The 24,650-nt window shown below is 70.3% G+C and carries 22 protein-coding genes; 11 read left to right on the top strand and 11 right to left on the bottom strand.

The genetic code is table 11. The annotated features are described in order from the left end of the window. Window positions 1-166: 166 nt before the first annotated feature. From cgi121 to EAO78_RS08855, 4 genes are all read right to left on the bottom strand, one after another. A complete protein-coding gene (gene cgi121, locus EAO78_RS08870; RefSeq protein WP_122105484.1) occupies window positions 167-766 on the bottom strand; it encodes a KEOPS complex subunit Cgi121 in 600 nt (199 codons plus the stop codon). Further along, window positions 763-3,219 carry an ATP-dependent DNA helicase gene (locus tag EAO78_RS08865; protein ID WP_122105483.1) on the bottom strand — a complete coding sequence of 819 codons (2,457 nt, stop codon included), beginning with the start codon at window positions 3,217-3,219 and terminating at the stop codon, window positions 763-765. The genes cgi121 and EAO78_RS08865 overlap by 4 nt, the downstream gene beginning before the upstream one ends. 370 nt (window positions 3,220-3,589) lie before the next feature. Continuing rightward, entirely contained in the window at window positions 3,590-3,844 is a 255-nt protein-coding gene (locus tag EAO78_RS08860; RefSeq protein ID WP_122105482.1) for a hypothetical protein, read from the bottom strand. A gap of 26 nt (window positions 3,845-3,870) precedes the next feature. Further along, window positions 3,871-4,650 (bottom strand): helix-turn-helix transcriptional regulator, encoded by a 780-nt coding sequence (locus tag EAO78_RS08855; RefSeq protein ID WP_122105481.1) that lies wholly within the window; start codon window positions 4,648-4,650, stop codon window positions 3,871-3,873. Window positions 4,651-4,852: 202 nt separating this feature from the next. Here EAO78_RS08855 and EAO78_RS08850 point away from each other — a divergent pair, with 202 nt between their 5' ends. After that, window positions 4,853-5,095 carry a ferredoxin gene (locus tag EAO78_RS08850; RefSeq protein ID WP_122105480.1) on the top strand — a complete coding sequence of 81 codons (243 nt, stop codon included), beginning with the start codon at window positions 4,853-4,855 and terminating at the stop codon, window positions 5,093-5,095. A 45-nt stretch (window positions 5,096-5,140) separates the two neighbouring features. Here the strand turns inward: EAO78_RS08850 and EAO78_RS08845 are convergent, their stop codons facing one another. Further along, on the bottom strand, window positions 5,141-5,446 hold the full coding sequence (locus tag EAO78_RS08845) for a putative quinol monooxygenase (RefSeq protein ID WP_122105479.1): 306 nt from the start codon (window positions 5,444-5,446) through the stop codon (window positions 5,141-5,143). Between the two features lie 103 nt (window positions 5,447-5,549). Beyond that, the gene (locus EAO78_RS08840; protein WP_122105478.1) at window positions 5,550-6,194 is read right to left on the bottom strand and encodes a bifunctional 4-hydroxy-2-oxoglutarate aldolase/2-dehydro-3-deoxy-phosphogluconate aldolase; all 645 of its coding nucleotides are present in this window, start codon (window positions 6,192-6,194) and stop codon (window positions 5,550-5,552) included. A 321-nt stretch (window positions 6,195-6,515) separates the two neighbouring features. On the opposite strand from EAO78_RS08840, the gene EAO78_RS08835 reads away from it, so the two are divergent. The 5 genes from EAO78_RS08835 (at window position 6,516) to rpsJ (ending at window position 12,436) form a co-directional block, all read left to right on the top strand. Further along, window positions 6,516-8,705 (top strand): elongation factor EF-2, encoded by a 2,190-nt coding sequence (locus tag EAO78_RS08835; protein ID WP_122105477.1) that lies wholly within the window; start codon window positions 6,516-6,518, stop codon window positions 8,703-8,705. Window positions 8,706-9,052: 347 nt separating this feature from the next. Further along, window positions 9,053-9,643: an amino acid-binding protein gene (locus tag EAO78_RS08830; protein WP_122105476.1), complete on the top strand. Its 591-nt coding sequence runs from the start codon at window positions 9,053-9,055 to the stop codon at window positions 9,641-9,643. After that, window positions 9,640-10,632 carry a homoserine dehydrogenase gene (locus EAO78_RS08825; protein WP_122105475.1) on the top strand — a complete coding sequence of 331 codons (993 nt, stop codon included), beginning with the start codon at window positions 9,640-9,642 and terminating at the stop codon, window positions 10,630-10,632. The genes EAO78_RS08830 and EAO78_RS08825 overlap by 4 nt, the downstream gene beginning before the upstream one ends. A gap of 226 nt (window positions 10,633-10,858) precedes the next feature. Then, window positions 10,859-12,124 carry a translation elongation factor EF-1 subunit alpha gene (gene tuf / locus EAO78_RS08820; protein ID WP_122105474.1) on the top strand — a complete coding sequence of 422 codons (1,266 nt, stop codon included), beginning with the start codon at window positions 10,859-10,861 and terminating at the stop codon, window positions 12,122-12,124. 3 nt (window positions 12,125-12,127) lie between these two features. Continuing rightward, window positions 12,128-12,436 (top strand): 30S ribosomal protein S10, encoded by a 309-nt coding sequence (gene rpsJ / locus EAO78_RS08815; RefSeq protein ID WP_023497061.1) that lies wholly within the window; start codon window positions 12,128-12,130, stop codon window positions 12,434-12,436. Window positions 12,437-12,555: 119 nt separating this feature from the next. Here rpsJ and EAO78_RS08810 read toward each other — a convergent pair whose 3' ends face one another. Together EAO78_RS08810 and EAO78_RS08805 are read right to left on the bottom strand one after the other, a co-directional pair. Then, the gene (locus EAO78_RS08810) at window positions 12,556-13,113 is read right to left on the bottom strand and encodes a rhomboid family intramembrane serine protease (protein WP_122105473.1); all 558 of its coding nucleotides are present in this window, start codon (window positions 13,111-13,113) and stop codon (window positions 12,556-12,558) included. Between the two features lie 68 nt (window positions 13,114-13,181). Further along, complete coding sequence (locus tag EAO78_RS08805; RefSeq protein ID WP_122105472.1) at window positions 13,182-13,505, bottom strand: hypothetical protein; 324 nt, start codon at window positions 13,503-13,505, stop codon at window positions 13,182-13,184. 100 nt (window positions 13,506-13,605) lie between these two features. Here EAO78_RS08805 and EAO78_RS08800 point away from each other — a divergent pair, with 100 nt between their 5' ends. Genes EAO78_RS08800 through EAO78_RS08785 form a run of 4 tightly spaced genes read left to right on the top strand, consistent with a single transcriptional unit; the run spans window position 13,606 to window position 19,352 of the window. Beyond that, window positions 13,606-14,802, top strand: coding sequence for a lysylphosphatidylglycerol synthase transmembrane domain-containing protein (locus tag EAO78_RS08800; RefSeq protein WP_122105471.1), 1,197 nt, complete (start codon window positions 13,606-13,608; stop codon window positions 14,800-14,802). A 22-nt stretch (window positions 14,803-14,824) separates the two neighbouring features. Beyond that, window positions 14,825-16,006 carry an alpha-1 4-glucan-protein synthase gene (locus EAO78_RS08795; RefSeq protein ID WP_122105470.1) on the top strand — a complete coding sequence of 394 codons (1,182 nt, stop codon included), beginning with the start codon at window positions 14,825-14,827 and terminating at the stop codon, window positions 16,004-16,006. 39 nt (window positions 16,007-16,045) lie between these two features. Continuing rightward, entirely contained in the window at window positions 16,046-17,197 is a 1,152-nt protein-coding gene (locus EAO78_RS08790; RefSeq protein WP_122105469.1) for an extracellular solute-binding protein, read from the top strand. A 13-nt stretch (window positions 17,198-17,210) separates the two neighbouring features. Further along, window positions 17,211-19,352 carry an ArnT family glycosyltransferase gene (locus tag EAO78_RS08785; RefSeq protein ID WP_122105468.1) on the top strand — a complete coding sequence of 714 codons (2,142 nt, stop codon included), beginning with the start codon at window positions 17,211-17,213 and terminating at the stop codon, window positions 19,350-19,352. Window positions 19,353-19,387: 35 nt separating this feature from the next. Here EAO78_RS08785 and EAO78_RS08780 read toward each other — a convergent pair whose 3' ends face one another. From EAO78_RS08780 to EAO78_RS08770, 3 genes are all read right to left on the bottom strand, one after another. Then, window positions 19,388-20,041 (bottom strand): dolichyl-phosphate hexose transferase, encoded by a 654-nt coding sequence (locus tag EAO78_RS08780; RefSeq protein WP_238987655.1) that lies wholly within the window; start codon window positions 20,039-20,041, stop codon window positions 19,388-19,390. Between the two features lie 215 nt (window positions 20,042-20,256). Beyond that, entirely contained in the window at window positions 20,257-21,906 is a 1,650-nt protein-coding gene (locus tag EAO78_RS08775; protein ID WP_122105466.1) for a GMC family oxidoreductase, read from the bottom strand. Then, the gene (locus tag EAO78_RS08770; RefSeq protein ID WP_122105465.1) at window positions 21,903-22,475 is read right to left on the bottom strand and encodes a gluconate 2-dehydrogenase subunit 3 family protein; all 573 of its coding nucleotides are present in this window, start codon (window positions 22,473-22,475) and stop codon (window positions 21,903-21,905) included. Before EAO78_RS08770 ends, EAO78_RS08775 begins: the two co-directional genes overlap by 4 nt. Before the next feature lie 130 nt (window positions 22,476-22,605). Between EAO78_RS08770 and EAO78_RS08765 the strand changes: the two genes are divergently transcribed. Continuing rightward, a complete protein-coding gene (locus EAO78_RS08765; RefSeq protein ID WP_122105464.1) occupies window positions 22,606-24,216 on the top strand; it encodes an ABC transporter permease in 1,611 nt (536 codons plus the stop codon). Window positions 24,217-24,650 lie beyond the last annotated feature (434 nt).

Raw genomic sequence — 24,650 nt, 5'->3', positions numbered from 1 at the left:
GACGTCCCGAGGACTCCGTCCCGACGCCCCTCCCGATGCGTCGCGGCACCTCCGTTTCTTCCGTTTCTACTGGAACGATACCGTACTCCTGTATTGCGATCTCCAACGGAAGCAAGGGGGTATGTCGTGGCGTAACGAACGGGCCTTCGAGCGGCGACCCGTGCTCTCACTTCTCGACGTCCAGCAGCGCGACGCGCTCGTGGACGGCGTCGGCGAGGTCGCCGTCGGTCGCGTCGAGCTCGCGATCGGTGACCCCGTAGTAGTCGCGGACCGCCCCGTCGTCGAACTCGCCGAGCGTCGGTTCCGGTCCGTCCGAGAGCAGGTCCTCCACCGACGTGACGGCCGTCTCGAGGTCCGCGGGGGGACACTCCGCGTCGGAGACACCGCCGAGATCGCCGACCACGAGGGCGGCCCGTCGCTCGCCCGGCGAAACCCCGAGGTCGAGCGCACGGTCGATCTGGCGGCGGCCCGCGGCGTACACCAGTATCTCGACCGCGGGATCGCGGGCGACCGCCTCGTCCCGTGCGATCGATCGGGCGGCGAGCCGCGTCGCGAGACGGAGGTGGGCGGCGTCGACGACGCGGTCGGCGTCGAACGCCTGGACGACCGCGCCGGTCTCCTCCCGGATCGACTCGAGCGAGGCGAGGAACGCGTCGAGGTCGTCGACCACGAGAGTTCCCTCGACGATTCGGACCTCGGGATCCGGTGCGGGGTGGCTCGGCGACGGCGGATCCGTCGCTTTGTCCGGGTCGGTCGGACCCCTCACCGGAAATCACCGAGGCTGGCCTGCCCCTCGTCGTCGCCGTCGCCGCTTCCGGCGGTCGCCGCCGCGGAGGCCGACCGGTCCGCGTCGATCCCGTCCATCGAGGGGTCCTCGCGGCCGGCGTGTTCGAGGATCCGCTCCGCCGTCCGCTCCCGGCCGCGGAGCGCGCCGAGCACGACCGCCTTGTCGGTCTCCCGGAGGTCGGCGCGCGTCTCGACGCCCGCCTCGTACAGCCGACGCGCGCGCTTCCGCCCGACGTTCCGCACGCCGGCGAGGTCGAGCAGCTGCTCGCGGACGCCGTACTCGACCCGCTTTCGCGCCCGTCGAACCGCGAGGACCGCGTCGCCGTCGACTCCCTCGACGTCGGCGGCGAGCGTCTCGGCCGCGCGCAACAGCCACTCGGCGGTGTCGACCTTCCCGCGGATGTCGCCCGGGCCGACGCCGTAGCGCTCCGCGATCCGGTCCTCGTCGACCTCGTCGGCCCAGTCCTCGAGCAGCCGAGCGGTCTTGAGCGCCGCGAGCCAGTCCTCGAAGCGAACGTCCTCGTACTCGGAGGGGACGTCCCCGAGGAACTCCGTCTCGCGCTCGTAACAGATCTCGGTGTACGTCTCGCGGTCCCCCGACTTCAGGTAGAGCTCGTACATGTCCGGCGTCCGGCTCACCAGGTGATAGAGGCCGAGCGGGGTGACGTCCGGAGGCGAGTCGTCGGCGGCGGTGTCCTCGTCGTCGGCGACGGTTTCCTCCTCGCCGCCGTCGGAATCGTCATCGACCCGACTGTACGTTCCGAACCCGGGCTCCTCGATCCCGTCCTCCGGCGCCGACCGCTCGTACGCTCCGGCGGTTGCCCCGGCGGCGTCCTCGGTCGCACACGCGTCCCGGAGGCCGTCGATCATCTCCGCCGCGCTCATCGGGTCGAGGTAGAGCCGCGAGACGGTGTGGCCGATCCCGGTCGCCGAGAGCGACTCCGTTCCGCCCTCGCGGTCGCGCTCGAGGAAGCCGTTGACCGCGAGGTACTCGAGGACGCTGTCCGTGACCGCGGCGAGCCGCCCCGCGTCGTCGGTCTGGGCGGCGTACAGCGTGTTGTCGAGGAACTCGAGAAGTCCGCCGCGGGTCGAGGCGAAGCCGGAGGCGACCGTCGCGAGCACGTGGGTCCGGAGCGCGGGCTCGGCGGCGAGCTTCGAGCGGACGGGCTCGGCGGCGGCCCAGACGTACCGGTCGAACAGCTCCTCTTTGGTGTCGGCGTCGTTCGCGAGCAGCACCGCCTCGCCGTACGGGTCCAGTCCGGGACGGCCGGCGCGGCCGCACATCTGGTGGATCTCGAGGACGTCGAGCGGCTTCATCCCGCCGAACTCGCCGTCGTAGCGCCGCCAGTCGCGGACGATCACCCGGCGGGCGGGGGTGTTGACCCCGGCCGCGAGCGTCGGCGTCGCGGAGACGCACTTGATCAGCCGGTCGCGGAACGCGTCCTCGATCAGGCTCCGGTGTTCGGCCGCGAGCCCCGCGTGGTGGAACGCCGACCCCTGCTCCACCGCGTCCGCGAGGTCCTCGGAGGTGTCGGTGTCGGAGACGCCGCGGACCTCCTCGGCCAACTCGCGAAGGCGGTCGCGCTCGTCGGTCGTGAGACGCGGGCCGGTCACGTCGGCGAGCTTCCTCGCCGACGACTCGGCGTTCCGCCGGGAGTTGACGAACACGAGCGAGGAGCCGCCCTGCCCGTCCTCCTCCGTGTCGAGCGCGTCGGCGACGAGCCGGGCGGTCTGGTCCTCGCCGCGGTCGACCGGGACCTCCCGCTGGCTCCCGTCGTCGAAGTCGATCGCGTTGCCGAAGTGGACGCCGACCCGGAGGTCGATCGGCCGCCAGTCCGACTCGACGAGTTCGGCGTCGAGCCACCCGGCGATGGCGTCGGCGTTGCCGACGGTCGCCGACAGCGCCACGGTCTGGAGGCCGGGGTTCACCTTTCGGAGCTTCGCCAGGGTGACCTCCAGGGTCGGGCCGCGGCTCGCGTCGTCGACGAGGTGGACCTCGTCGCTCACGACGCAGGTGAGGTCGTCTATCCACGGCGCGCCGTTGCGGATCAGCGAGTCCACCTTCTCGCTCGTAGCGACGATGACGTCGCGGCTCGCGAGCCAGTCGCCGTCGGAGTCGTAGTTGCCCGTCGAGACGCCCACCGTGACCCCGTGGTCCTCCCACCGCTCGAACTCCGTCTTCTTCTCGCTGGCGAGCGCGCGCAGCGGGACGATGTACAGCGCCTTCCCGCCGCGTTCGATCGCCGACAGCATGGCGAGTTCGGCGATCAGCGTCTTGCCGGAGGCGGTGGGGACGGCCGCGACGAGGCTCTCGCCGTCGAGGACGCCCGCCTCGACGGCGGCCTCCTGGGGCGGGTACAGGTCGGCGACGCCCTCCGCCTCGAGCGCCTCGCCGACCCCCGCGGGGAGCCCGGAGAGGGCGGTCGGTTGCATTGGCGTCCCTTGGTCGCCGACGCGATTTAAACCGTCGGAAGGCTACGGAGGCCGGTGATGACTGCCGGCGGCGGGGCTCAGTCAGCAAACTCGTTCTGGCGCGCGCCCGCGAGCGCCCGACGGGGCGCGAGCCGGACCGCGCGAGGGAGCAGCGACCGCGACGCCGGACCGCACGGCGTCGCGGTCGATGCGAGGCTGGGGAGGCGTGAGGTGCGGGACTGTGCGGTCGCGGGCAACCGCGCCCGTGACTTCCGCGGCGTTCGGTTCGTGTCAGGGTGGTCAGATCCGATCCGGATCGCTATTGCGGCCTTCGATCCGGACCGAGCCGGAGACCCTCGCTACCGTGCCGTCGCTCCCGCTTGCGGCCGCTTCACACCGTGTCGTCGAGGTCGTGTTCGGCGGCCATCCGCGACGCCTCGGCGGCGAACCGCTCGACGTCCTCGGCCGAGGCCTCGCCGAGCGCGTCCTCGTTGACGTCCCGGCCGGCGGTCACCCCGTCGCCGGTGACCAGCCGCTGTTCGGCCAGCTCCTTCGTGTGGACGCGCTCGCCGTCCTCGGTCGCGTACGTCAGCCGGACGAGCCCCTTCGAGTCGAACCGTCGGTCGACGAGCCAGACTGCGGTCATCGCCGGGTTCTCCGCCCGCACCGGTCTTAAACCGGCTGGTCGACGGGAGTCGCCCGCTCCCGATACGACGCCAGCTCGGCGTTCGCCCACTCGACCGCCTCGGGCGAGTCGTTCGTCACCATCCCCGTGACGTCGCCCGTGCCGCGGAACGTGATCCCCGCGTGGTCTCCCTCCGGCGTCTCCATCACCCACAGCGCGTACGGGAGCGACCCCGGGCTTCGGTACAGATCGAATGAGTCGCGCGCGAGGAGGGTCGCCACCGGCGTGTCCGAAAGCTCGCCGAGCGCCTCCACCACCGCCGGCTCCGCGACCACCGTCACGTCGAGCGCCTCGCGGTCCAGCTCGCGGTCGATGATGAAGACGTCCGACTTGAGCACGGTCGGGGCCAATCCCCGCATCGCCGTCGCCCGCTCGAGGAGCTCGCTGCTCGCCGTCGACGCCCCTGAAGGCACGTGCGGGTCCGCGACGGTCACGGTCGCGTCCTCGAGGAAGACCGACGGGAGGGTCGTCCCCTCGGGGAGGCCGTTCAGGAGGCTACTCGCCGCCTCGATCGTTTCGGTCGTGGCCGCGTAGCGGTCGTGTTCCGCGAGCGCGAACCGGCCGGTCGCGGTGAGCGAGTAGGTCCCGTTCCGGGACTCGACGCAGTCCACGTCCGCCAGATCGTCGATCGCGCGGTCGACGGTCGAGCGCGAACTCGACAGTCGCTCGACGAGCTCCGGCTTGCTCGCGGGCGCGTCGGCGAGACGTCGGAACACCGCCGCGCGCTTGTAGAGCACGTCCCGGAGCGCGTGTCCGTCCGGATCCATGCGAGCAGGACGTGCGCCCGGATTAAAAACGGCCCGACGGAGAACGACGGAGGGCGTCGGCGTCAGCGGGCGGTTTTCCGAACGGTCGGCACGGAGATACCCTCACCGTCCGGGAGAACTCCCGGTACGCGGGAACGGCCACGGGGCGCACCGACGAACCGAACCCCGCCACCGCTTTGTACCCGCTTCGCGTATCCGCGGTATGCGCGTCGAATTCGACCGAGACACCTGTATCGGGATGTACCAGTGTGTCGCCGAGTGGGACGGGTTCGAGAAGGACCTGAACGACGGGAAGGCCGACCTCGTCGACGGCGAGGAGCGGGAGGAGGACGTGTTCGTCGTCGAGGTCCCCGACGGCGAGGAGCTCGACGCGAAGTTCGCGGCGCGGGTCTGCCCCGTCGACGCCATCGAGGTGTACGACGACGACGGCGAGCAGGTGGTGTGAACGGTCGCTCGACCGTTCCCGGCCGAAGCTAGTCTCGGGTTCCTCTCAGAGGTCGAGCTCCGCCGCGGACTCCACGTCGAACCGGCGTACCTCCGGTTCGCCGGCGAGCAGGTCCGGAAGCGCCGCCTCGAACGCCCGGAAGTGGTCGGTCTCCGTGTGAGCCTCGAACGCCGCCGCGTCCTCGTACTGCTCGAAGAAGCGAAGCGTGGTCCCGTCCTCGACGTCGGTCGCCGCCCGGTACTCGATCGTTCCGTCCTCCCGGTTCGACTCCTCGACGAGGGTTCTCGCGTGATCGAGCGCCTCGTCGAGCCGGTCCGCCTCGATCGGGAAGACCGCGTGGAGTACGATCATCGACGGGTGGAGGTGTCGGTGACACTCCGAAAACGTTCGGGTCGCGGCACGACTTCACCCCGCTTTCCGGCTCATCGAGTTCCACCCCCGTCGCGGAGCTACCCTACCCGTCCGCGCGCGCCTCCTCGACCACCCGCGTGAACTCGCGGGCGGTCTCGGTGATGGCCTCGTAGTCGCCGCGCTCGGCGGCGTCGTAGTCGACGAGCGCGCCGCCCGCGCCGACCGCGAACGCGCCGGCCTCGATGAAGTCGGCGGCGTTGTCGGGGCCGACGCCGCCCGTCGGCATCATCGGGATCTGGCCGAGCGGCCCCTTCATCGCGCCGACGTGGGCGGGGCCGACCGTCTTCGCCGGGAACACCTTCACGAAGTCCGCGCCGGCCTCGTAGCCGCGGATCGCCTCCGTCGGCGTCATCACGCCGGGCGCGCTCACGGCCCCGTACCGGTTACACGTCTCGATGACGTCCTCGTGGAGGCTCGGCGAGACGACGAACTCCGCGCCGGCCATCAGCGTCGTCCGGGCGGTCTCGGCGTCGAGGACGGTGCCCGTTCCCACGACGACCTCGTCGTCGAAGGAGCCGGACACCTCCTCGATGAGGTCCGCGACGCCGGGCGTGTCGGCGGTGATCTCGACGGCGGTGACGCCGCCCTCTCGAAGCGCCTCGGCGATCCCGACGAGCTGGTCGGCCGGCACTCCGCGCAACACCGCGACGACGCCGCTGTCGACGATCCGTGAGAGCGTCTCGTTCATGTTTCCCCGTCCCCGAGGGATCACTTAAATCCGCCCGGCGTGGGCCGGCGACCGGCGGCGTGGCGGAGCGGGTGGAGGCCGTCGCGGCGGGTCGGAGGCTGCCGCGGTAGAACGGAGGCCGTCGCGGCGGGTCGGAGGCTGCCGCGGTAGAACGGAGGCCGTCGCGGCGGGACGGAGACCCCGATGGGATCGGCGCGTGCGGCGACCGACGATCGTGCGAGCGATGGGCACGAAATCGGCGGCGATCGGGGGTGATCCCGGCCGAAACGGCCGCGGAGAAACACTACCCTTTTGACCCTGCTGTCGGTAACACGCGGTATAATGGGCCGACGCAAGAAGATCGTTCAAGAATGTGAGCGGCTGATGGACGAGCCGGAGAACATCCGGAACATCGCCATCGCCGCCCACGTCGACCACGGGAAGACGACGCTCTCCGACAACCTCCTTGCGGGCGCGGGCATGATCTCGCAGGACACCGCGGGCGAGCAGCTCGCGATGGACACGAAGGAGGACGAACAGGAGCGCGGGATCACCATCGACGCGGCGAACGTTTCGATGACCCACGAGTACGAGGACACCAACCACCTCATCAACCTCATCGACACGCCGGGCCACGTCGACTTCGGGGGCGACGTCACCCGCGCGATGCGCGCGGTCGACGGCGCGCTGGTGGTCGTCGACGCCGTCGAGGGCGCGATGCCCCAGACGGAGACGGTGCTCCGGCAGGCGCTCCGCGAGGGCGTGAAGCCGACGCTGTTCATCAACAAGGTCGACCGCCTCATCTCGGAGCTCCAGGAGGGCCCCCAGGAGATGCAAGAGCGGCTCCTCTCCGTCATCGCCGACGTCAACGAGCTCATCCGCGGGATGGCCGAGAACATGGACGACATCCCCGAGGACTGGACCGTCTCCGTCGAGGACGGCACGGTCGGGTTCGGCTCCGCGCTGTACAAGTGGGGCGTCTCGATGCCGTCGATGCAGCGGACGGGCATGGACTTCGGCGACATCATGGAGCTCGAACAGAACGACAAGCGCGACGAGCTCCACGAGCGCACGCCCCTCTCGGACGTCGTGCTCGACATGGTCTGTGAGCACTTCCCGAACCCGGTCGACGCCCAGCCCCGCCGTGTCCCGCGCATCTGGCGCGGCGACCCGGAGTCCTCGCTGGCCGACACGATGCGGCTGGTCGACGAGGACGGCGAGGTCGTCTTCATGGTCACCGACATCTCGATGGACCCGCACGCGGGCGAGATCGCGACGGGTCGCGTCTTCTCCGGCACGCTCGAGAAGGGCCAGGAGCTGTACGTCTCCGGCACCGCGGGCAAGAACCGCATCCAGAGCGTCGGGCTGTTCATGGGGTCCGAACGCGAGGAGGTGGAACACGTCCCGGCCGGCAACATCGCCTCGGTCACCGGCCTGCGCGACGCCATCGCCGGCTCCACCGTCTCCTCCGTGGAGATGACGCCGTTCGAGTCGATCGAGCACATCTCCGAGCCGGTCATCACGAAGTCCGTCGAGGCCCAGAGCATGGACGACCTGCCGAAGCTCATCGAGACGCTCCAGCAGGTCGCCAAGGAGGACCCGACGATCCAGATCGAGATCAACGAGGACACGGGTGAGCACCTCATCAGCGGGCAGGGGGAGCTCCATCTCGAGGTCATCACCCAGCGGATCCGGGACAACCAGGGAATTCCGGTCATCACCGGCGAGCCGATCGTCGTCTACCGCGAACAGCCCCAGGAGGCGTCCCGCGAGGTCGAAGGGCAGTCGCCGAACCGCCACAACAAGTTCTACCTCACCGTCGAGCCGATGGCCCAGGAGATCGTCGACGCCATCCAGCTCGGCGAGGTCTCGATGGACATGCCCGAACTGGAGCGCCGCGAGGCGTTACAGGAGGCCGGCATGGACAAGGACACCTCCCAGAACGTCGAGGACATCCACCGGACCAACATCCTCATCGACGACACGAAGGGGATCCAGCACCTCAACGAGACGATGGAGCTCGTCCTCGAGGGGCTCCAGGAGGCGCTCGACGACGGCCCGCTGGCCGCCGAGCCGGTCCAGGGGTCGCTGTTCCGTCTCCACGACGCGAAGCTCCACGAGGACACCATCCACCGCGGACCCGCACAGGTCATCCCCGCCGTCCGCGACGCGGTCCACCGCGCGCTGATCGACGGCGAGGTCCGCCTGCTCGAGCCGATCCAGGACGTCCGCATCGACGTGCCCAGCGAACACATGGGTGCCGCCTCCGGCGAGGTCCAGGGTCGTCGCGGCCGCGTCGACGACATGTACCAGGAGGGTGACCTCATGGTCGTCGAGGGCATCGCGCCCGTCGAGGAGATGATCGGGTTCTCCTCGGACATCCGCTCGGCCACCGAGGGCCGCGCCTCCTGGAACACGGAGAACGCGGGCTTCCGCGTGCTCGTGGACAACCTCCAGCGCGAGAAGATCATGGAGATCCGCGAGCGGAAGGGAATGAAGCTCGAACTGCCCTCGTCGATCGACTACATCTAGTCGAGGCTTCGCGGTCCACGCTCCGCGTTTTCCGACACGTCGCCCGTTTCCTCCGCCGTTTTCGCTCTCCGAGCGTTCTCACCTCGTTTCGCGCTCCGTTTTTTCTTAGGTTCCGCCTCCGGTCGCCGGCGGCCGCCCGGTCACCGTCGCTCGTTCTCGTGTGACGTGTTCGCGTACGTCGCGGAGGCAACGACTGCCATCGCCGAAGGCTTATACCGCTCCCCCCGACTCCTTTCGAGTATGCAGACGGGCACGACTCCCGCTCGGCGTATCGGCACGGAGCCAGCAAGCGACCGCTCCGCGTCGACAGGGACGTGCCGGACGGCTCCTCCGAGCGGGGTGATCGCGTGAGCGACGCTCGGGACGGCGCGCCCGAGGAGGCGGCCGACGCGGCGGACCCGGCGGCGGACGGCGGCCACGACCCCGCCCCCTCGACGCACACGGTTCGGCTCGAGCTCGTCGACGAGCCGGGACAGCTGCTCGCGGCGCTTCAGCCGATCGCGAACAACGGGGGGAACCTGCTGTCGATCTACCACGAGCGCGGGAACAAGACCCCGCGCGGTCGGATCCCGGTCGAGGTCGACTTCGAGGCGACGACCGAGCGCTTCGAGGGGATAGTCGAGGCGCTCCGCGAGGAGGGGATCACGGTGATGCAGGCGGGAACGGAGCGGTACGCCGAGGAGATCACCCTCGTCCTGTTCGGCCATCTCATCGACACCGACCTCTCGGACACCCTCTCGCGGATCGAGGCGTCCGCGTCGGCGTCGGTCGCCGACGTGTCGCTCGCGGCTCCGCAGGGGACCGAGGAGGTCTCGAGCGCCCGGCTTCGCCTGGAGGCACGGTCGGGCGAGACGAGCGAGGCGATCGCCGCCGTTCGCGAGATCGCCGACGAGAAGGAGTTGCGCGTCGTCGCGCCGCTCGTGGGGGTGGAAGCGTGAAACTCGCTGTCATCGGCGCGGGTGCGGTCGGCCGCTCCGTCGTCGAGCTGGCGGGCGAACACGGCCACGAGGTCGTCGCCGTCGCGGACTCCTCGAGCGCGGTCGTCTCGGACGGGACCGACGGTTCGGGCGGGGCGGTCGGCGTCGACGCGGACGCGGTGGTCGCCCGCAAGGCCGAGCGCGGGATCGTCGGCGACGGCGACCCGGCGGAGGCGCTCGCGGCCGACTACGACGTCCTCGTCGAGGCGACGCCGACGACGCTCGGCGACGCCGAACCCGGGTTCTCGCACGTTCGGACCGCCCTCGAGCGGGACCGACACGTCGTCTTGGCGAACAAGGGTCCGGTGGCGGAACGGTACGGCGATCTCCGGGCGCTCGCGGCCGACAGCGACGGCGACGTGCGCTTCGAGGCCACGGTGGGCGGGGCGATCCCGGCGGTCTCGACGGTCGAGGACATCGAGCCGAGCCACGTCACCGCCGTCCGTGGCGTGCTCAACGGGACCGCGAACTTCATCCTCACGCGCATGGCCGCCGAGGGCCTCGACTACGACCACGTGCTCTCGGAGGCACAGGACCTCGGCGTCGCGGAGGCGGACCCCTCCTTCGACGTCGACGGGACCGACGCCGCGCTCAAGTGCGTCGTCCTCGCGAACGTGCTCTCGTTCGGCGCGGCGGACGACCCGGCCGACGCCAGGGAGTTCACTCTCGCGGACGCGTCCGTGGAGGGGATCCGCGACGTGCCCGGCTCCGTGCTCCGGCTCGCCGCCGAGGACGGTCGGACCGTCCGGCTGATCGGGGAGGCGACGGGGGAGACGGTTCGGGTCGCCCCGCGGCTCGTCCCCGAGAACGGGACGCTCGCGGTCTCCGGAACCCAGAACATCGTCCAGATCGAGACCACGCACGCGGGGCGGCTCAACATCTCCGGTCGCGGCGCGGGCGGCCCCGAGACGGCGAGCGCGATCCTCGGCGACGTCGGTCGGCTCGGCTGAGTCCCGGACGCGGTCGGAGTTCCCTCGTTTCGCGACCTCGCTCGTCTCCTGACGGACCGCCTCACGACGCGCGACCGATCCGACCCGTCCGTGCGCCTCGATCCCGTGCCCCTCGATGACAGGAATCACCGGACTGCGGCGCTCTCGCCTGTGAGTCGTATCGAAACCGTTTTAGTGGAATCAACCGAAAACGTACTCACAGAGCGCCTTAGCGCGTGATTACCCCATGAGTGACAAACCGCACCAGAATTTGGCCATTATCGGCCACGTCGACCACGGCAAGAGTACGCTCGTGGGTCGACTCCTCTTCGAGACGGGGAGCGTCCCCGAGCACGTAATCGAGCAGCATCGCGAGGAAGCAGAAGAGAAGGGCAAGGGCGGCTTCGAGTTCGCCTACGTGATGGACAACCTCGCCGAGGAGCGCGAGCGTGGCGTCACGATCGACATCGCCCACCAGGAGTTCGACACGGATTCCTACTACTTCACCATCGTCGACTGCCCGGGCCACCGTGACTTCGTGAAGAACATGATCACGGGTGCCTCGCAGGCCGACAACGCGGTGCTCGTCGTCGCGGCCGACGACGGCGTCGCGCCTCAGACCCGAGAGCACGTGTTCCTGGCCCGCACGCTGGGAATCAACGAGCTCATCATCGGCGTCAACAAGATGGACCTGGTCGACTACCAGGAGTCCTCCTACGACGAGGTCGTCGAGGAGGTCAAACAGCTCCTCAACCAGGTTCGCTTCGCGACCGACGACACGACGTTCGTGCCGATCTCGGCGTTCGAGGGCGACAACATCTCCGAGGAGTCCGAGAACACCGGCTGGTACGACGGCCCCACCCTGCTGGAGTCGCTCAACGACCTGCCCGAGTCCGAGCCGCCGACGGACGCGCCGCTCCGGCTCCCCATCCAGGACGTCTACACCATCTCCGGCATCGGGACCGTTCCCGTCGGACGCGTCGAGACCGGGATCCTCAACACGGGGGACAACGTCTCCTTCCAGCCGTCCGACGTGGGCGGCGAGGTGAAGACGGTCGAGATGCACCACGAGGAGGTCCCCAAGGCCGAGCCCGGCGACAACGTCGGGTTCAACGTCCGCGGCCTCGGCAAGGACGACATCCGTCGCGGCGACGTGTGTGGTCCCGCCGACGACCCGCCGAGCGTCGCCGAGACGTTCCAGGCGCAGGTCGTCGTCATGCAGCACCCCAGCGTGATCACGGCCGGCTACACCCCGGTCTTCCACGCGCACACGGCGCAGGTCGCCTGTACGATCGAGTCCATCGATCAGAAGATCGACCCGTCGTCCGGTGAGGTCGCCGAGGAGAACCCGGACTTCATCAAGTCCGGCGACGCCGCGGTCGTCACCGTTCGCCCGCAGAAGCCGCTCAGCATCGAGCCGTCCGGCGAGATCCCGGAACTCGGCAGCTTCGCCATCCGCGACATGGGTCAGACCATCGCGGCCGGGAAAGTGCTCGAAGTCAACGAGCGATAATCGATGCAGCAGGCACGCGTCCGCCTCGCCGGTACCAGCCCCGAGGACCTCGACGCCATCTGCGACGACGTCCGCGAGATCGCGGACTCGACGGGAGTCGCCCTGTCGGGCCCGATCCCGCTGCCGACGAAGACGCTGGAGATCCCGTCGCGCAAGTCCCCGGACGGTGAGGGGACGGCGACGTGGGAGCACTGGGAGATGCGCGTCCACAAGCGGCTGATCGACATCGACGCCGACGAACGCGCGCTCCGTCAGCTCATGCGCGTCCAGGTGCCCAACGACGTCAGCATCGAGATCGTTCTCGAGGACTAAGCGCTAAGGCGCGTTCGCGCCACGCTCTCGGTTTTCCGTTTTTTCGCCGGACAGCGCCGCCGTCGTCGATCGGTCACGCCCGCCTGCGCGATCGCCTTGACCGCCGCCGAGCTCGTTCGTCAGCGCTCCAGCAGTCGCACCCGCCCGGCGAGGAGACCGCAGAACGCCCCGGTCGCGTGGGTGACGAGCGCGACGCCGGGCGCGGCGGTCGCGACCGTGAGGAGGACGGCGAGCCCGCCGAACAGCGCGAGTTGCGCACGCGACGAGAGTCGAAGGCGGTCGAACAGCGTCGCGGTCACGACGTTGCCGGCGAGCAGATACCCGCCGAGCGCGAAGGCGGCACCGCTGAGCCCCAACACGGCCGCCGACGGTCCGAGCAGGCTACCGACGGTCACCTGTGCGACCCCGGCGAGCGCGCCGGTGACGACGACGAACGCGTGGAACCGGGCTCGGGTCGTCCGCCGTTCGACGAGGGGACCGACCAGAAGCACCGCGATCCCGTTCGCGAGCAGGTGTCCGAGCGAGCCGTGCGCGTACACGCCAGTGACGAGCGTCCACGGCGCGACCGAAATCGGGGCCGAGAGCGCGAACGCCGTGGCGAAACCCACGACGCCGAGGACGGCCTGCACCGCGCCGACGAGGCAGGCGATCGCGAGCGTCTCGAGGGTGGCGCGCATCGGATCGGGGTCAGGTCCGTGTCGTGATAAGGATGTACGTGGTTCGGCGTCGACCGGCGCCCACCGCGTCACTCGAAGCGGTCGGCCCGCACGAGGAGATAGCCGACCACGACGACCGCGAGCAGTATCCGCATCGCCGGGCCGCCGGCGGAGCCGCCGCTCCCGAGGGCGAAGAGCAGTCGCATGCCGGCGCCCAGCGCTCCCGTCGCGTACAACGGCACCGCGATCCCGGACAGGAAGTCGACCCCGCCGCCGAGAAGCGCGAGGCCGGCGACGAGGTACACGCCGTTCGGTGCTCCGTCCTCGTCGGACCGTTGCTCGTCGTCGCGGCGATCGGTCGAGCGGGAGTCGCGACGCTCCGCTCGTCGCTTCTCGGCGTCGGGGAGGGACACGGCTGCCCGGACGACGAGGGAGGACAAGCGTCTTCTCACCGGCTCACCCGGCGCCGTGAACCGCCAGGACTATATTGTTTAGGCCAACCTAAACGATCGTATGACCACGCACGACGGCGACTCACGGCGCCGCGACCGCCTCCCGCGAGGATGGCTCACGGCCGTGGGAACCGTCCTCGTCCTCGCGGTCGGCGGCGTCGTGTTGACGCGGACCCTCGACGCCGGGACCGTCGTCTCGACGGTCGCCGCGGCGGACCCGTCGCTGCTCGTCGCGGCGCTCGTCGCCTACCTGCTGTCGTGGCCGGTTCGCGGGCGACGGTACCGCGACGTGCTCGCCCCGATGGGCCATCGGTGTGGGTCGGCGTTTCTCACGGCGACGGTGTTCGCCAGCCAGACCGCGAACCTGATCGTCCCCGCGCGGGCCGGCGACGGCGTTCGCGCGTATCTCCTGAAGGACCGGCGGGACGTGCCGTATCCGACCGGCGTCGCGTCGCTGGCCGTCGAGCGCGCGTTCGACCTCGTGGCGCTCGGCGTGCTCGGCGGCACCGCGCTCGCGGCGCTCCTCCTCGACGGGCGAACCGTGCTGTCGGCGGACGCCGGTGAAACCGCCGCGGCCGTCGGACCGGGTCGAGCCGTCGCCGCCGCCGCCGGGATCGCGGCCGCGGCCGCGCTGGCTTCGGCCGTCACGGTCGCGGTCGCCCGGAGCGACCGCCGGTTCGGTCCCGGCCTCCGTGACCAAGTCGACCGCCTCGATCGGCCGCGACTCTCGCGGGTTGTCGACGCCGTCGTCCGGTTCGGGGCCGCGGTTCGGGTCGTCGCCGCGGACCCGGGCGCGCTCCTCCGAGTCCTCCTCGCGAGCGGGGCCGTGTGGGGGCTCGACGTCCTGACGGCCGTCCTCGTGCTCGCGGCGCTGGTCGGCGGGACCGGCGGTCTCGCCCCGGTGACGCTCGTCGTCGTCGGGACGCTCGCGGTCTCGGCCGGGAACCTCGCGAAGGTCCTGCCGCTCTCACAGGGGGGCGTCGGCCTGTACGAGGCGGCGTTCACGGGGATCGTCGTCGCCGCCGCTCCGATCCCGGCCGAGATCGCCCTGGCCGCGGCGGTCCTCGACCACGCGCTGAAGAACGCGGTCACGCTCGGCGGCGGCGGGGTGGCCGGACTGGCGTTCAACGTCTCTCCGACGGCCGGAGCCGGCGAGGCCGAGGGGACCGACGCGCCCGCGACCGCGGAGCCGACCGCCGACGGGGCCGAGCCGGCCGCCGAGGGCGACCCCTCGGCCGCCGGACCGCCAGGTTTTTAGGCCAGCCTAAAAACTGGATCGCATGGACGAACGCCGCTCACCGGAGGGGAGAGGAGACGTCTGCGTGGTCGTTCCGACGATCCGCGAGTACGAGTGTATCCGCGCGTACGTCGGGAACGCCCGCGACCACGGCTTCGACGTCTCGCGGCTCCACTTCGTGCTCGTCACCGAGGACTTCTGTGACGTCGCGGAGATGCGAGAGATGCTCGCGGATCTCGGCGTCTCCGGCGAGGTCTTCGACGGGACCGCCCGCGAGGAGTGGTACGAGAGCGAGAGGGTCGCCGAGTACGGCCACGTCGTTCCGGCCGCGAGCCACGCGGAGACGAGCTTCGGCCTGCTGTACATGTGGGCGAACCCCGAGTTCGAGTACGGGATGTTCATCGACGACGACACGCTCCCGCACGACGACGCGGACTACTTCGGCCGACACATGGAGAACCTCGCCTTCGAGGGGGAGATAACGCGCGTCCGGTCGGACGAGAACTGGGTGAACGTCCTCTACGAGCGTGCCGACGAGCACGGTCTGTACCCCCGCGGGTACCCCTACTCGGCGATGGACGAGACCGTCGAGACGGACACGGTCGCGATCGACTCCGGCGAGGTCGTCGCCTCACAAGGGCTGTGGACGAACGTCCCCGACCTCGACGCCGTCCGGATCCTGATGGACGGCGACCTGCAGGGCCAAGCACGGACGCGAACGACCGCCGACGACTTCGGCGAGGACTTCGTCGCCGCCCGCGACAACTACCTCACCGTCTGTTCGATGAACCTCGCGTTCCGCCGCGAGGTGATCCCGGCGTTCTACCAGCTGCCGATGGACGACAACGAGTGGGAAGTCGGCCGGTTCGACGACATCTGGTCGGGCGTCTTCCTCAAGCGCGCCTGCGACGTGCTCGGCAAGCGGATCTACAACGGCGGCCCGCTGTGTGAACACAACAAGGCCGCGCGCTCGACGTTCGACGACCTCCACAACGAGGTCGCCGGACTCGAGCTCAACGAGCACCTCTGGGAGCTGATCCGCGACGCCGGCGCGGACGCCGACGGCTACGCCGCGGCCTACGACGCGATGACCGACCGGCTCGCCGACGGCGAGTTCGAGGAGTACCGGAACGGCGAGTTCTTCGTCCACGTCGGCGAGTACATGCGCGACTGGCTCGACTGTCTCGAGGCGCTCGACCGGACGCCGGCGGTCGCCGACGACTGAATCGACACGACTAAGTCTGTTTAGGTGGGCCTAAAACATATGACGGATCACGATCGTCTTCGGGACGGGATCGACAGACGCCGCCTCCTCGCCACGACGGGTGCGGTCGGCGTGCTCGGGACGTCCGGGTGTCTCGGCATCCTCGGGATCGGAGACGACGGCGGCGACGGCAACGGCGACGCGACCGACTCAACGGTCGGCCAGATCGGCTCCGGCCGCGAGGGGCGCGGACTCCCCGGCGGCACCTCGATCGCCGATATGCCCGACCTCTCCGGCGAACTCACCGTCTACTCCGGGCGCGGCGAGTTCCTCGTCGGCGACCTCGTCTCCTACATCGACGACCAGTACGACGATTTCGACCTGACGGTTCGATACGGCGGGTCGACCGACCTCGTGAACACGATCATCAACGAGGGCGACGGGTCGCGGGCGGACGTGTTCTACTCCGTCAACGCGGGCTCGCTCGGCGCGCTCGCCGACGAGGGACGCACGCAGTCGCTTTCCGAGGAAGTCACCGACATGGTCCGCGCGGAGTTCCGCACCGACCAGTGGATCGGGACCTCGGGCCGTGCCCGCACCGTCCCGTACAACACCGACGAGTTCTCCGACGACGACCTCCCGGACGACGTCATGGCCTATCCCGAGGAGTTCTCCGGCGACCTCGGCTGGGCCCCCTCCTACGGCTCCTGTCAGGCGTTCGTGACCGCGATGCGGCTCATCGCGGGCGAGGAAGCGACCCGCGACTGGCTGGAGGCGATCGTCGAATCGGGGATCACGAGCTATCCCGACGAGTTCGCCGCGTGCCAGGCGATCGCCGACGGCGAGATCGACGCCGCGTTCACGAACCACTACTACATCCAGCGCGTCCTCGACGGCAACCCGGAGGCGTCGATCGCCACCGCGTTCACGAGCGGCGACGCCGGCGCGGTGTTCAACGTCGCGGGCGCGGCCGTCGTCGACACCGCCTCCGACGCGACGCTCGCGGAGAACTTCGTCCGGCACCTGCTGTCGGCGGAGGCACAGGACTACTTCGCCCGGACCACCTTCGAGTACCCGCTGGTTCCCGACGTCGAGCCCATCGGCGACCTGCCGACGATCGACGAACTCGACGTGCCGGACGTCGACCTGGCCCAGCTGTCGGACCTCGAACCGACGATCGACCTCATGCGCGACGCGGGCGTCGACGTCTGATAGGGCGGCTCCCGTGACCGCCGACCGTTCCCTCCCGTCCGCCCCCGACCGCCCGACGCTCGCGGCCGGGCTCGTCGCGGGCGCGGCCGGCGCCCTGACGTTCGCCATCGCCGCGACCGTCTTCGCGTACCACTCCAGCAACCACGACGAGGCGGTCTACCTCACGCAGGCGGCGATGTTGCTCTCCGGGCAGCTCGAGCTCCACGCCGGCGCGCTCGCGGACGCCTTCCACCCGTGGTTCTTCGTCCAGGACGGCGGCCGGCTCTACCCGAAGTACACGCCGGTCCCCGCGGCGATGTACGCGGTCTCGATGGCGCTCCTCGGCGAGCCGCGGGCCACGCTCGCGGTCGTCGCCGCCGGCAACGCCTTCCTCGTCTACCTCCTCGGGTCGATGGCGTTCGACCGGCGGGTCGGCGTCGTCGCCGCGGCGCTGTTCGCGGCGTCGCCGCTCGCGCTCGTGACCGGCTCGACGTTCCTCCCGTACGCGCCGACGACGTTCCTCAACCTGTGTTTCGCGGTCGCGTACCTCCGGGGCGTCCGGGATCGGTCGCTTTCGGCGGCCGGCGTCGCGGGCGTCGCGGTCGGGCTCGCGTTCTTCGCGCGCCCCTACACGGCGGTGCTGTTCGCGAGCCCCTTCATCCTCCACGCGCTCGTCGGGGTGTTGTCGTCGTTGCGGAAGGTCGAGTTTCGACGTCGTCCGCGCCTTCCGGGTCCCGTCCGTCGCCACGGACTCACGGCGCTTCTCGGCACGCTGTTCGTCGGGATCACGCTCGCGTACAACCTCCGGCTCACGGGGTCGCCGCTGACGTTCCCGTACCAGGCGTTCGCGCCGATGGACGGTCCCGGCTTCGGCGAGCGGCGGATACTCGGCCATTCGGCCGACTACACCCCCGGAATCGCGCTCGAAACGAACGCCTACGCGCTGTGGTTCCTCGCCACGCGCTGGGTCACTGCGGGGCCGCTCGGGACGCTGCTCGCCCTCGGCGGATCGGGGCTTTCGGTCCGGCGATGGAGCCGCTCGGAGCGAGGGGACCGCGAACGCGACTTCGAGCGCACGGCCGGCCTCCTGCTCGCGGGCGTCGCGCTGGCGGTCGTCGTCGGCAACCTGTTCTTCTGGGGAACGCACAACCTGCTCGCGACGTTCTCGGACCCAACTGACGGACTGGTGTCGGGGTTCGGCCCGTTCTACCACTTCGATCTGCTCGTTCCGTTTTCGATATTCGGCGGGGTCGCCGCGGTCGCCGGGTGGCGCTCGCTCCCGCGGCTCCGGCGACGGCTTGAGGCGGTCACGACCGCGAGAGCCGCGCGAACGGTCGTCGTCGTCGCGGTCGCGGCCGCCCTCCTCGTCGGGGGGATCGCGGCGGTCACGGCCGTCTCGACCCCGCTCGACCGGAACGCCGAACACGCCGAGAAGTACGAGGTCGCCTACGAGCCCGTGGAGTCGGAGTCGTTCGACGACGCGCTCGTCTTCCTCCCGACGCCGTACGGCGAGTGGCAGAACCACCCGTTCCAGGCGCTGCGGAACGAACCCGGCTTCGACGGCGAGGTCGTCTACGCGCTCGATCGCGACCCGGGGGAGGACTTCGCCGTGCTCGACGCGTACCCGAACCGGACCGCCTACCGGTACGCCTATCGGGGAGAGTGGACCCCGGACGCGAACCGGCACGTCTCTCCGAAGCTCGAACCGATCGAGGTCCGTCGGGGATCGACGCTCTCGGCCGGAACGACGGTCGGCGTTCCCGAGCGCGTGGAGCGCGCCCGCGTTCGGCTGGAGGTCGAGGGTGCGGCCGGCGGCGACCGTGCGGGCTACGTCGTCGACGATCCGGGCGACTCGGTCGCGGTCGACTGGGTCTTCGACGCCGACACGGCGCGGCTGGCCGGCGACCCGGACTCGACGGTTCCGGTCGGCGACGGGGACGACGTCGTCGTCCTCACGGTGACGCTCGTCGACCCCGCGGGGTCGACGTTCACCTACCGGCAGGAGGTGACGGTCCGGACGGACGGCGACCGCGTCGAGACGGTGTGGCCCCCAGAGCGCTCCGTCTGCCCGCTGGTCACGGAGTGTGGAAACGAGGGGACGTACCTCCCGGACGACGCCGAGGCCCATCCGGAGTGGGTCGTCTTCGAGGTGGATGCCGAGACGGACGGAGAATAGATCGCTCGAGACGGACGACGGATCGACTCTCCAGTCTAGAGCCGCCGCAGTTGCTCCTCGAGACAGACGGTGACGATCGACTTCGCGATGGCCGCGCCGCCGCCGATCGGGTCGAGTTTCGTCTCGCCCAGCCGCTCGGCGTAGGCGATCGGGCGCTCTCGCACGTCGTAGCCGCGCATCAGCGGCCGGATCAGGAGTTCGGCCGAGAGTCCGGTGTTCTCGGTCCATCCGATCTCCTCGACGACCTCGCGGCGGTACGCGCGCATCCCGGTGGTGGTGTCGTGGACGCGCTCTGCCATGAGCAGGCTCGCGAGCGCCGCGAACGCGTGGTTGCCGAGGCGGTTGAACGCCGGCATCGCCTTCGCGCCGTGGTAGAGGCGGTCGCCGCTCACCACGTCCGCGCCGTCGTTGATCCCGGCGAGGAACTCGGGCAACGCGTCCATCGGGTATGTGTCGTCGCAGTCGGTCGTGACGACCACCGGGCGGTCGGGCGAGAGGATCGCCTCGCGGACCGCGACGCCGTATCCCTGCGGCTCCTGTTCGATCACGCGTGCGCCGTGTTCGCGGGCTATCTCCGGAGTTCGGTCGGACGACCCGTCGACGCAGACGACCTCGGCTCTTCCGTCGGTCACCCGGTCGACGTCCTCGAGCACCGTTCCGATCGCCTCCTCCTCGTTGTACGTACCCATCACGACGCTGAGGTCGTCGAAGGTGTACGGCTCCGCGGATCCGGCGTCGATCGTGGCCTCCTCCGCGTCGGCGTCGATAGTGTCGGCGTGATCCGTCGCGTCGTCGCCGCCGTCGACGGCCGCCGCGATTCCGTTCGTCTCGTGTACTGACTCGCTCATTGTTCCGTCAGAACGGCCGCACCCACTTGAGTTTTTAGGTTTACCTAAAACGAGGTTCAGAGCCACGCGTCGACGCCGTCGCCGACGCGCAGCGCGAGCGCGGCGATGGTGAGGGTCGGGTTCATCGCGCCGCTGGTGGGAAAGACGGAGCTGGAGGCGATCCAACAGTTCTCCAGGTCGTGGGTCCGACAGTCCGGGTCGACCACGCCCTCGGCGGGGTCGTCGCTCATCCGCGTCGTCCCCATGTGGTGGTAGGCGGGACCGGTCGCGTCGGGACCGGCGACCCACTCGACCTCCGCGCCGAGCTCCTCGAGGATCGCCACCTGGACCTCGTTCGCCCGCTCGATCGTCGAGAGCGCGCGGTCGTCGACGGTCCACTCGATCCGCGGCACGGGGTTGCCGCGGTCGTCGACGCGGTCGTCGTCGAGGGTGATCCGGCTGTCGGCCCGCGGGAGCTGCTCGACGAGCCCGCCCATCGCCACGTGGTTCCCGTACCCGTCCCGTAGCCGCTCCAGGAGCGGATCGCCCCAGTCGTCGCCCGACAGCGCCATCTCGACCGGCGAGGGGCCGGCGTAGTTGAAGAACTCGAGCTTGAACGGGGCCCGCTCCTCGTCGGCGTCGTCGTAGAACTCGTCGCAGGCGCTGGTGTAGAAGCCGACGTGGTTCTGGCGGGTCGGCTCGTCGAGGGTGCCGCCCGCGCCCGCGAACAGATGGTCCATGAAGAACCGTCCGACCGCCCCGCTGGAGTTCGCGAGCCCGTCGGGATACGCCTCGGACTCCGAGAGCAGGAGGAGCCGCGGCGTCTCGACGCCGCCCGCGGCGACGACGAAGGCATCGGCCTCCTGTCTGTGTTCCCCCCCGTCGGGCGTCGCGTAGACTGCGGCGGTCACGCGGTCGGCGTCGTGGTCGAGGTACTGGACCGGGGCGCGGTCGATCACGGTCGCGCCCGCCGCCTCGGCCCGATCGACGTGGACGGTCGCGTCGTACTTCGCGCCACTCGGACACACCGGCTGGCAGGTGCCGTAGCCGACGCAGGGCGACCGGTCGTCGTACGGCTCGGAGTTGCGCGCGTTCGGCACCGAGTGGATGTCGATCCCGAGCTCCTCGCACGCCTCGGCGAAGAGCGAGTCGCTGTAGGAGGGCTCGAAGGCGGGCATCGGATGCGGCTCCTCACGGGGCGGCGCATGGGGATTGTCGACGCCGCTCCCGCCCGCGACGCCCAGCTCCCGTTCCGCCTCGGCGTAGTAGGGACGCAGGTCCGCGTAGTCGATCGGCCAGTCGGGGCCGACGCCCCGGACCGTCCCGGAGTTGAAGTCGTCCTCGTGGAGCCGCATCACCATCCCCTGCCAGTGGAGCGTCGAGCCCCCGATCCCCTTCACGCGGGCGTGGTTCAGCGGATAGAACCACTCGCCGGCGTTCTCGTGGGCGTCGCGCTCGCCGCCCACGTCCCAGACGTCCGGGCGGTCGTACGCCGGGCGGATCGCCCGCTCCCGTCTGGCGAGGCGGTCGTCGGGATCGAACCGCGGTCCGGCGTCGAGGACCACCACCTCACGGTCGGCGGCCAGCCGGTCGGCGACGAGCGCGCCCGCCGGGCCCGCGCCGACGACACAGACGTCCGCGTTCGGGACGGGGGTACGATCGACGTCGTCACCGGTGGTACCGTCGCCGCCCGATCGGCCGTCTCCGACGCTTTCCGCGCCGCTCACGGCGGCCCCCGCTGGTAGCTCTCCGCGCCGCCGGGGTGTCCCTGTGGGTTCTCGATCCCGACCAGCTCCCCGCCCGTCGGCGAGGCGTACAGCGCGAGAAGCAGGTCGTTCACGACGTAGTACCGCACCCGCTCGGCGGTCGTTCCGTCGGGGTCCTCGTCGGCGGTGTCGGCTCCGATCCCGCGGAGCAGCTCCTCGCGTTCGGCCGCGGGGAGCTCCTCGACCGGCGCGTCGTGCCACGCTTGCGAGGCGTCGGCGAGCTCGCCGACCGCCTCGCGGAGCCCGCTCGCGTGCGCGGACCCGTCGAGCCGGCCGTCGAGGAAGCGGTCGACGAACTCGTCGATCCCGTCGACCTCCCCAGGGTAGACGACTTCCGCGACCGCGACCATCGTCGCCCGGACCGTCCCCTCGTTCGTGTCCCGATCCGACGGATCTCCGGCCGACGCGCCGTCCGTCGCGGCGTCCTCCCCGCCCTCCCGGTCCTGCATGCGACGGACGCCGACGGCGACCCCGCCGGTCGCCCCGACGGCGGCCAGCGCGGCCACGGCGTCACGTCTCGTCAGCTCCATGTCGTGATTTAGGCTTCCCTAAAAACTTATACCCGTCGGAGTCGATCGCACACTCGATGCCGCCGGGATCGGAATTCCTAACCGGGACAGCACCTTCCATCCGGATCGAACCCGGTTTCGTTTCCGACCCATGAGCAGGATACAGCGCATCATCGACCGCGCGACCGACGGCGACGGGCGGCTGCCGCCGGGACTGACGCTTTTGTCCGCGGCGATCGCCGCGACGCTCGTGTTCCCGCTGGCGTGGCTCGTGATCGAGGCCGTCACCGTGGAACCCGCTCGTGCGCGCGAACTCCTCTTCAGCCGCGGGACGGTCGAGGTGCTTCTCAACAGCCTGCTCCTGATGGCGGGCGTCACGGGCCTCTCGATCCTCCTCGGCGTCCCGCTCGCGTACCTGACGGTTCGGACCGACCTCCCGTTCCGCCGGTTCTGGTCGATCGTCGTCGCGCTCCCGCTCGTCGTTCCCAGTTACGTCGGCGCGTTCGCGTTCGTCTCCGCGTTCGGTCCTCGCGGGGAGTTCCACGACCTCCTCGCGCCGCTCGGCATCGAGCGGATCCCGGAGATCTACGGACTTCCCGGCTCGATCCTCGTGATCACGCTGTACACGTACCCGTACGTCTACCTCTCGACGCGTGCCGCGCTGCTCTCGTTCGACACGACGCTCATCGAGGCGGCCCGAACGCTGAACCACGGTCGCGCCGAGGCGTTCCGCCGGGTGACGCTGCCCGTGATCCGCCCGGCCGTCGCCGCCGGGTCGCTCCTGGCGGCGCTGTACGCGGTCTCCGACTTCGGCACGCCCTCGATCATGCGCCTGCCCGTGTTCACCCGACAGATCTACGTCGAGTACAACGCGTTCGGCCGCGACTACGCGGCGCTGCTCTCCATACAGCTCCTCGGCGTCGTGCTCGTCGTGCTCGCGCTGGAGTGGCTCGTCCGGTCGAACCGGAGCGTCCACGGCGACGACGCGGGCACCACCGACGACCTCGTCCGCCTCGGCCGATGGCGGTGGCCGGCGACGCTGGCTCCCGCCTCGGTCGCGGCGACCGCGCTCCTCGTCCCGCTGTGGATCCTGTTCCTCTGGCTCGTGCGCTCCGACGCCGGCCGTCGTCCGTCGATGGCGTTCGAGCCGGTTCAGGTGCTGAACTCGCTTTCGGTCTCGTTGGCGGCCGCGGTCGTCGCTGCACTCGCTGCGCTGCCCGTCGCCTACTTCGCGGCCACGCACGACTCGCCGCTCGCGACGCTCTTCGAGCGGGCGACGTACGTCGGCTTCGCCGTCCCGGGGATCGTGTTGGCGCTCGCGTTGGTCTACTTCGGATCGGGATACCTGCCGTGGCTCTACCAGACGCTCCCGCTTCTGGTGTTCGCGTACGTCGTCAGGTTCCTGCCGCAGGCCGTCGGATCGACCCGGACGTCGATCCTCGGCGTGGATCCCCGGCTGGTCGAGGCGGGCCGCACCCTCGGGGAGTCCTCGCTGGGCGCGTTCCGTCGGGTGACGTTCCCGCTCACCCGTTCGGGGATCGTCGCCGGCGCGGCCCTCGTCTTCCTCACCACGATGAAGGAGCTCCCGGTCACGCTCATCCTCCGCCCGTCGGGCTTCGAGACCATCGTCACCCAGATCTGGCGCGCTCAGGAGACCGCGCTCTACCAGTACGCGGTCGTTCCGACCCTCATCCTGCTCGTCATCTCCGGACTCTCGATGGTCGTCATCCTCTCCCAGGAGGGAGGCGAGGAGGGGCTGTAGTCGCGAGTATCGTGGATCCGAGGAAAGTCGTCGAGCGGCTCACCGTCCACGCGGACCCGGTTCGATCGAGGCCGGCGAGCGAGCCATCGCGACGGTGACGTCACCGGTCACGCGGTGGTGCGCGCCTCCGAGCGGCCGCACCCGGCGGCAGCGAGGAGCGCCGCGCGAGGGACGCGGTGAGCGCTCGAAGAGCGCGAGCCGCGAGGCTGGGGAGGCGTGAGGTGCGGAGGCGGTCGCGGTCGAGTGGGATCGGAACCTCGGCAGCCCCCGTCGCAGTCGCGTTCACCGCACGGGCGAGTTCACCGCGCCAGCAACGACCCCCGTTCCGTCTCGCGACCCGTCCTCCAGTACGCCCTCTCGCTGGACCGTTCCACGAGCGGTGACGCGAAACGGACGATCACGACGCAGCCGCGTCCACGTATCTGTGCTAACCA

The organism is Halobellus captivus (assembly GCF_003697845.1).
In the GTDB taxonomy this organism is placed as follows: domain Archaea; phylum Halobacteriota; class Halobacteria; order Halobacteriales; family Haloferacaceae; genus Halorubrum; species Halorubrum glutamatedens.
The sequence above is the reverse complement of the archived record's forward strand: the minus strand, read 5'-3'. Positions and strand labels throughout refer to the sequence as shown.

Excerpts from the sequence above, each read along its gene's own strand:
- EAO78_RS08855 (WP_122105481.1), bottom strand. The coding sequence starts at position 4,650 with ATGGATCCGGACGGACACGCGCTCCGGGACGTGCTCTACAAGCGCGCG.
- EAO78_RS08770 (WP_122105465.1), bottom strand. The coding sequence starts at position 22,475 with ATGGAGCTGACGAGACGTGACGCCGTGGCCGCGCTGGCCGCCGTCGGG.
- EAO78_RS08865 (WP_122105483.1), bottom strand. The coding sequence starts at position 3,219 with ATGCAACCGACCGCCCTCTCCGGGCTCCCCGCGGGGGTCGGCGAGGCG.
- rpsJ (WP_023497061.1), top strand. The coding sequence starts at position 12,128 with ATGCAGCAGGCACGCGTCCGCCTCGCCGGTACCAGCCCCGAGGACCTC.
- EAO78_RS08845 (WP_122105479.1), bottom strand. The coding sequence starts at position 5,446 with ATGATCGTACTCCACGCGGTCTTCCCGATCGAGGCGGACCGGCTCGAC.
- EAO78_RS08860 (WP_122105482.1), bottom strand. The coding sequence starts at position 3,844 with ATGACCGCAGTCTGGCTCGTCGACCGACGGTTCGACTCGAAGGGGCTC.
- EAO78_RS08780 (WP_238987655.1), bottom strand. The coding sequence starts at position 20,041 with ATGGGTACGTACAACGAGGAGGAGGCGATCGGAACGGTGCTCGAGGAC.
- EAO78_RS08850 (WP_122105480.1), top strand. The coding sequence starts at position 4,853 with ATGCGCGTCGAATTCGACCGAGACACCTGTATCGGGATGTACCAGTGT.
- tuf (WP_122105474.1), top strand. The coding sequence starts at position 10,859 with ATGAGTGACAAACCGCACCAGAATTTGGCCATTATCGGCCACGTCGAC.
- EAO78_RS08795 (WP_122105470.1), top strand. The coding sequence starts at position 14,825 with ATGGACGAACGCCGCTCACCGGAGGGGAGAGGAGACGTCTGCGTGGTC.
- EAO78_RS08790 (WP_122105469.1), top strand. The coding sequence starts at position 16,046 with ATGACGGATCACGATCGTCTTCGGGACGGGATCGACAGACGCCGCCTC.
- EAO78_RS08800 (WP_122105471.1), top strand. The coding sequence starts at position 13,606 with ATGACCACGCACGACGGCGACTCACGGCGCCGCGACCGCCTCCCGCGA.
- EAO78_RS08810 (WP_122105473.1), bottom strand. The coding sequence starts at position 13,113 with ATGCGCGCCACCCTCGAGACGCTCGCGATCGCCTGCCTCGTCGGCGCG.
- EAO78_RS08835 (WP_122105477.1), top strand. The coding sequence starts at position 6,516 with ATGGGCCGACGCAAGAAGATCGTTCAAGAATGTGAGCGGCTGATGGAC.
- EAO78_RS08840 (WP_122105478.1), bottom strand. The coding sequence starts at position 6,194 with ATGAACGAGACGCTCTCACGGATCGTCGACAGCGGCGTCGTCGCGGTG.
- EAO78_RS08765 (WP_122105464.1), top strand. The coding sequence starts at position 22,606 with ATGAGCAGGATACAGCGCATCATCGACCGCGCGACCGACGGCGACGGG.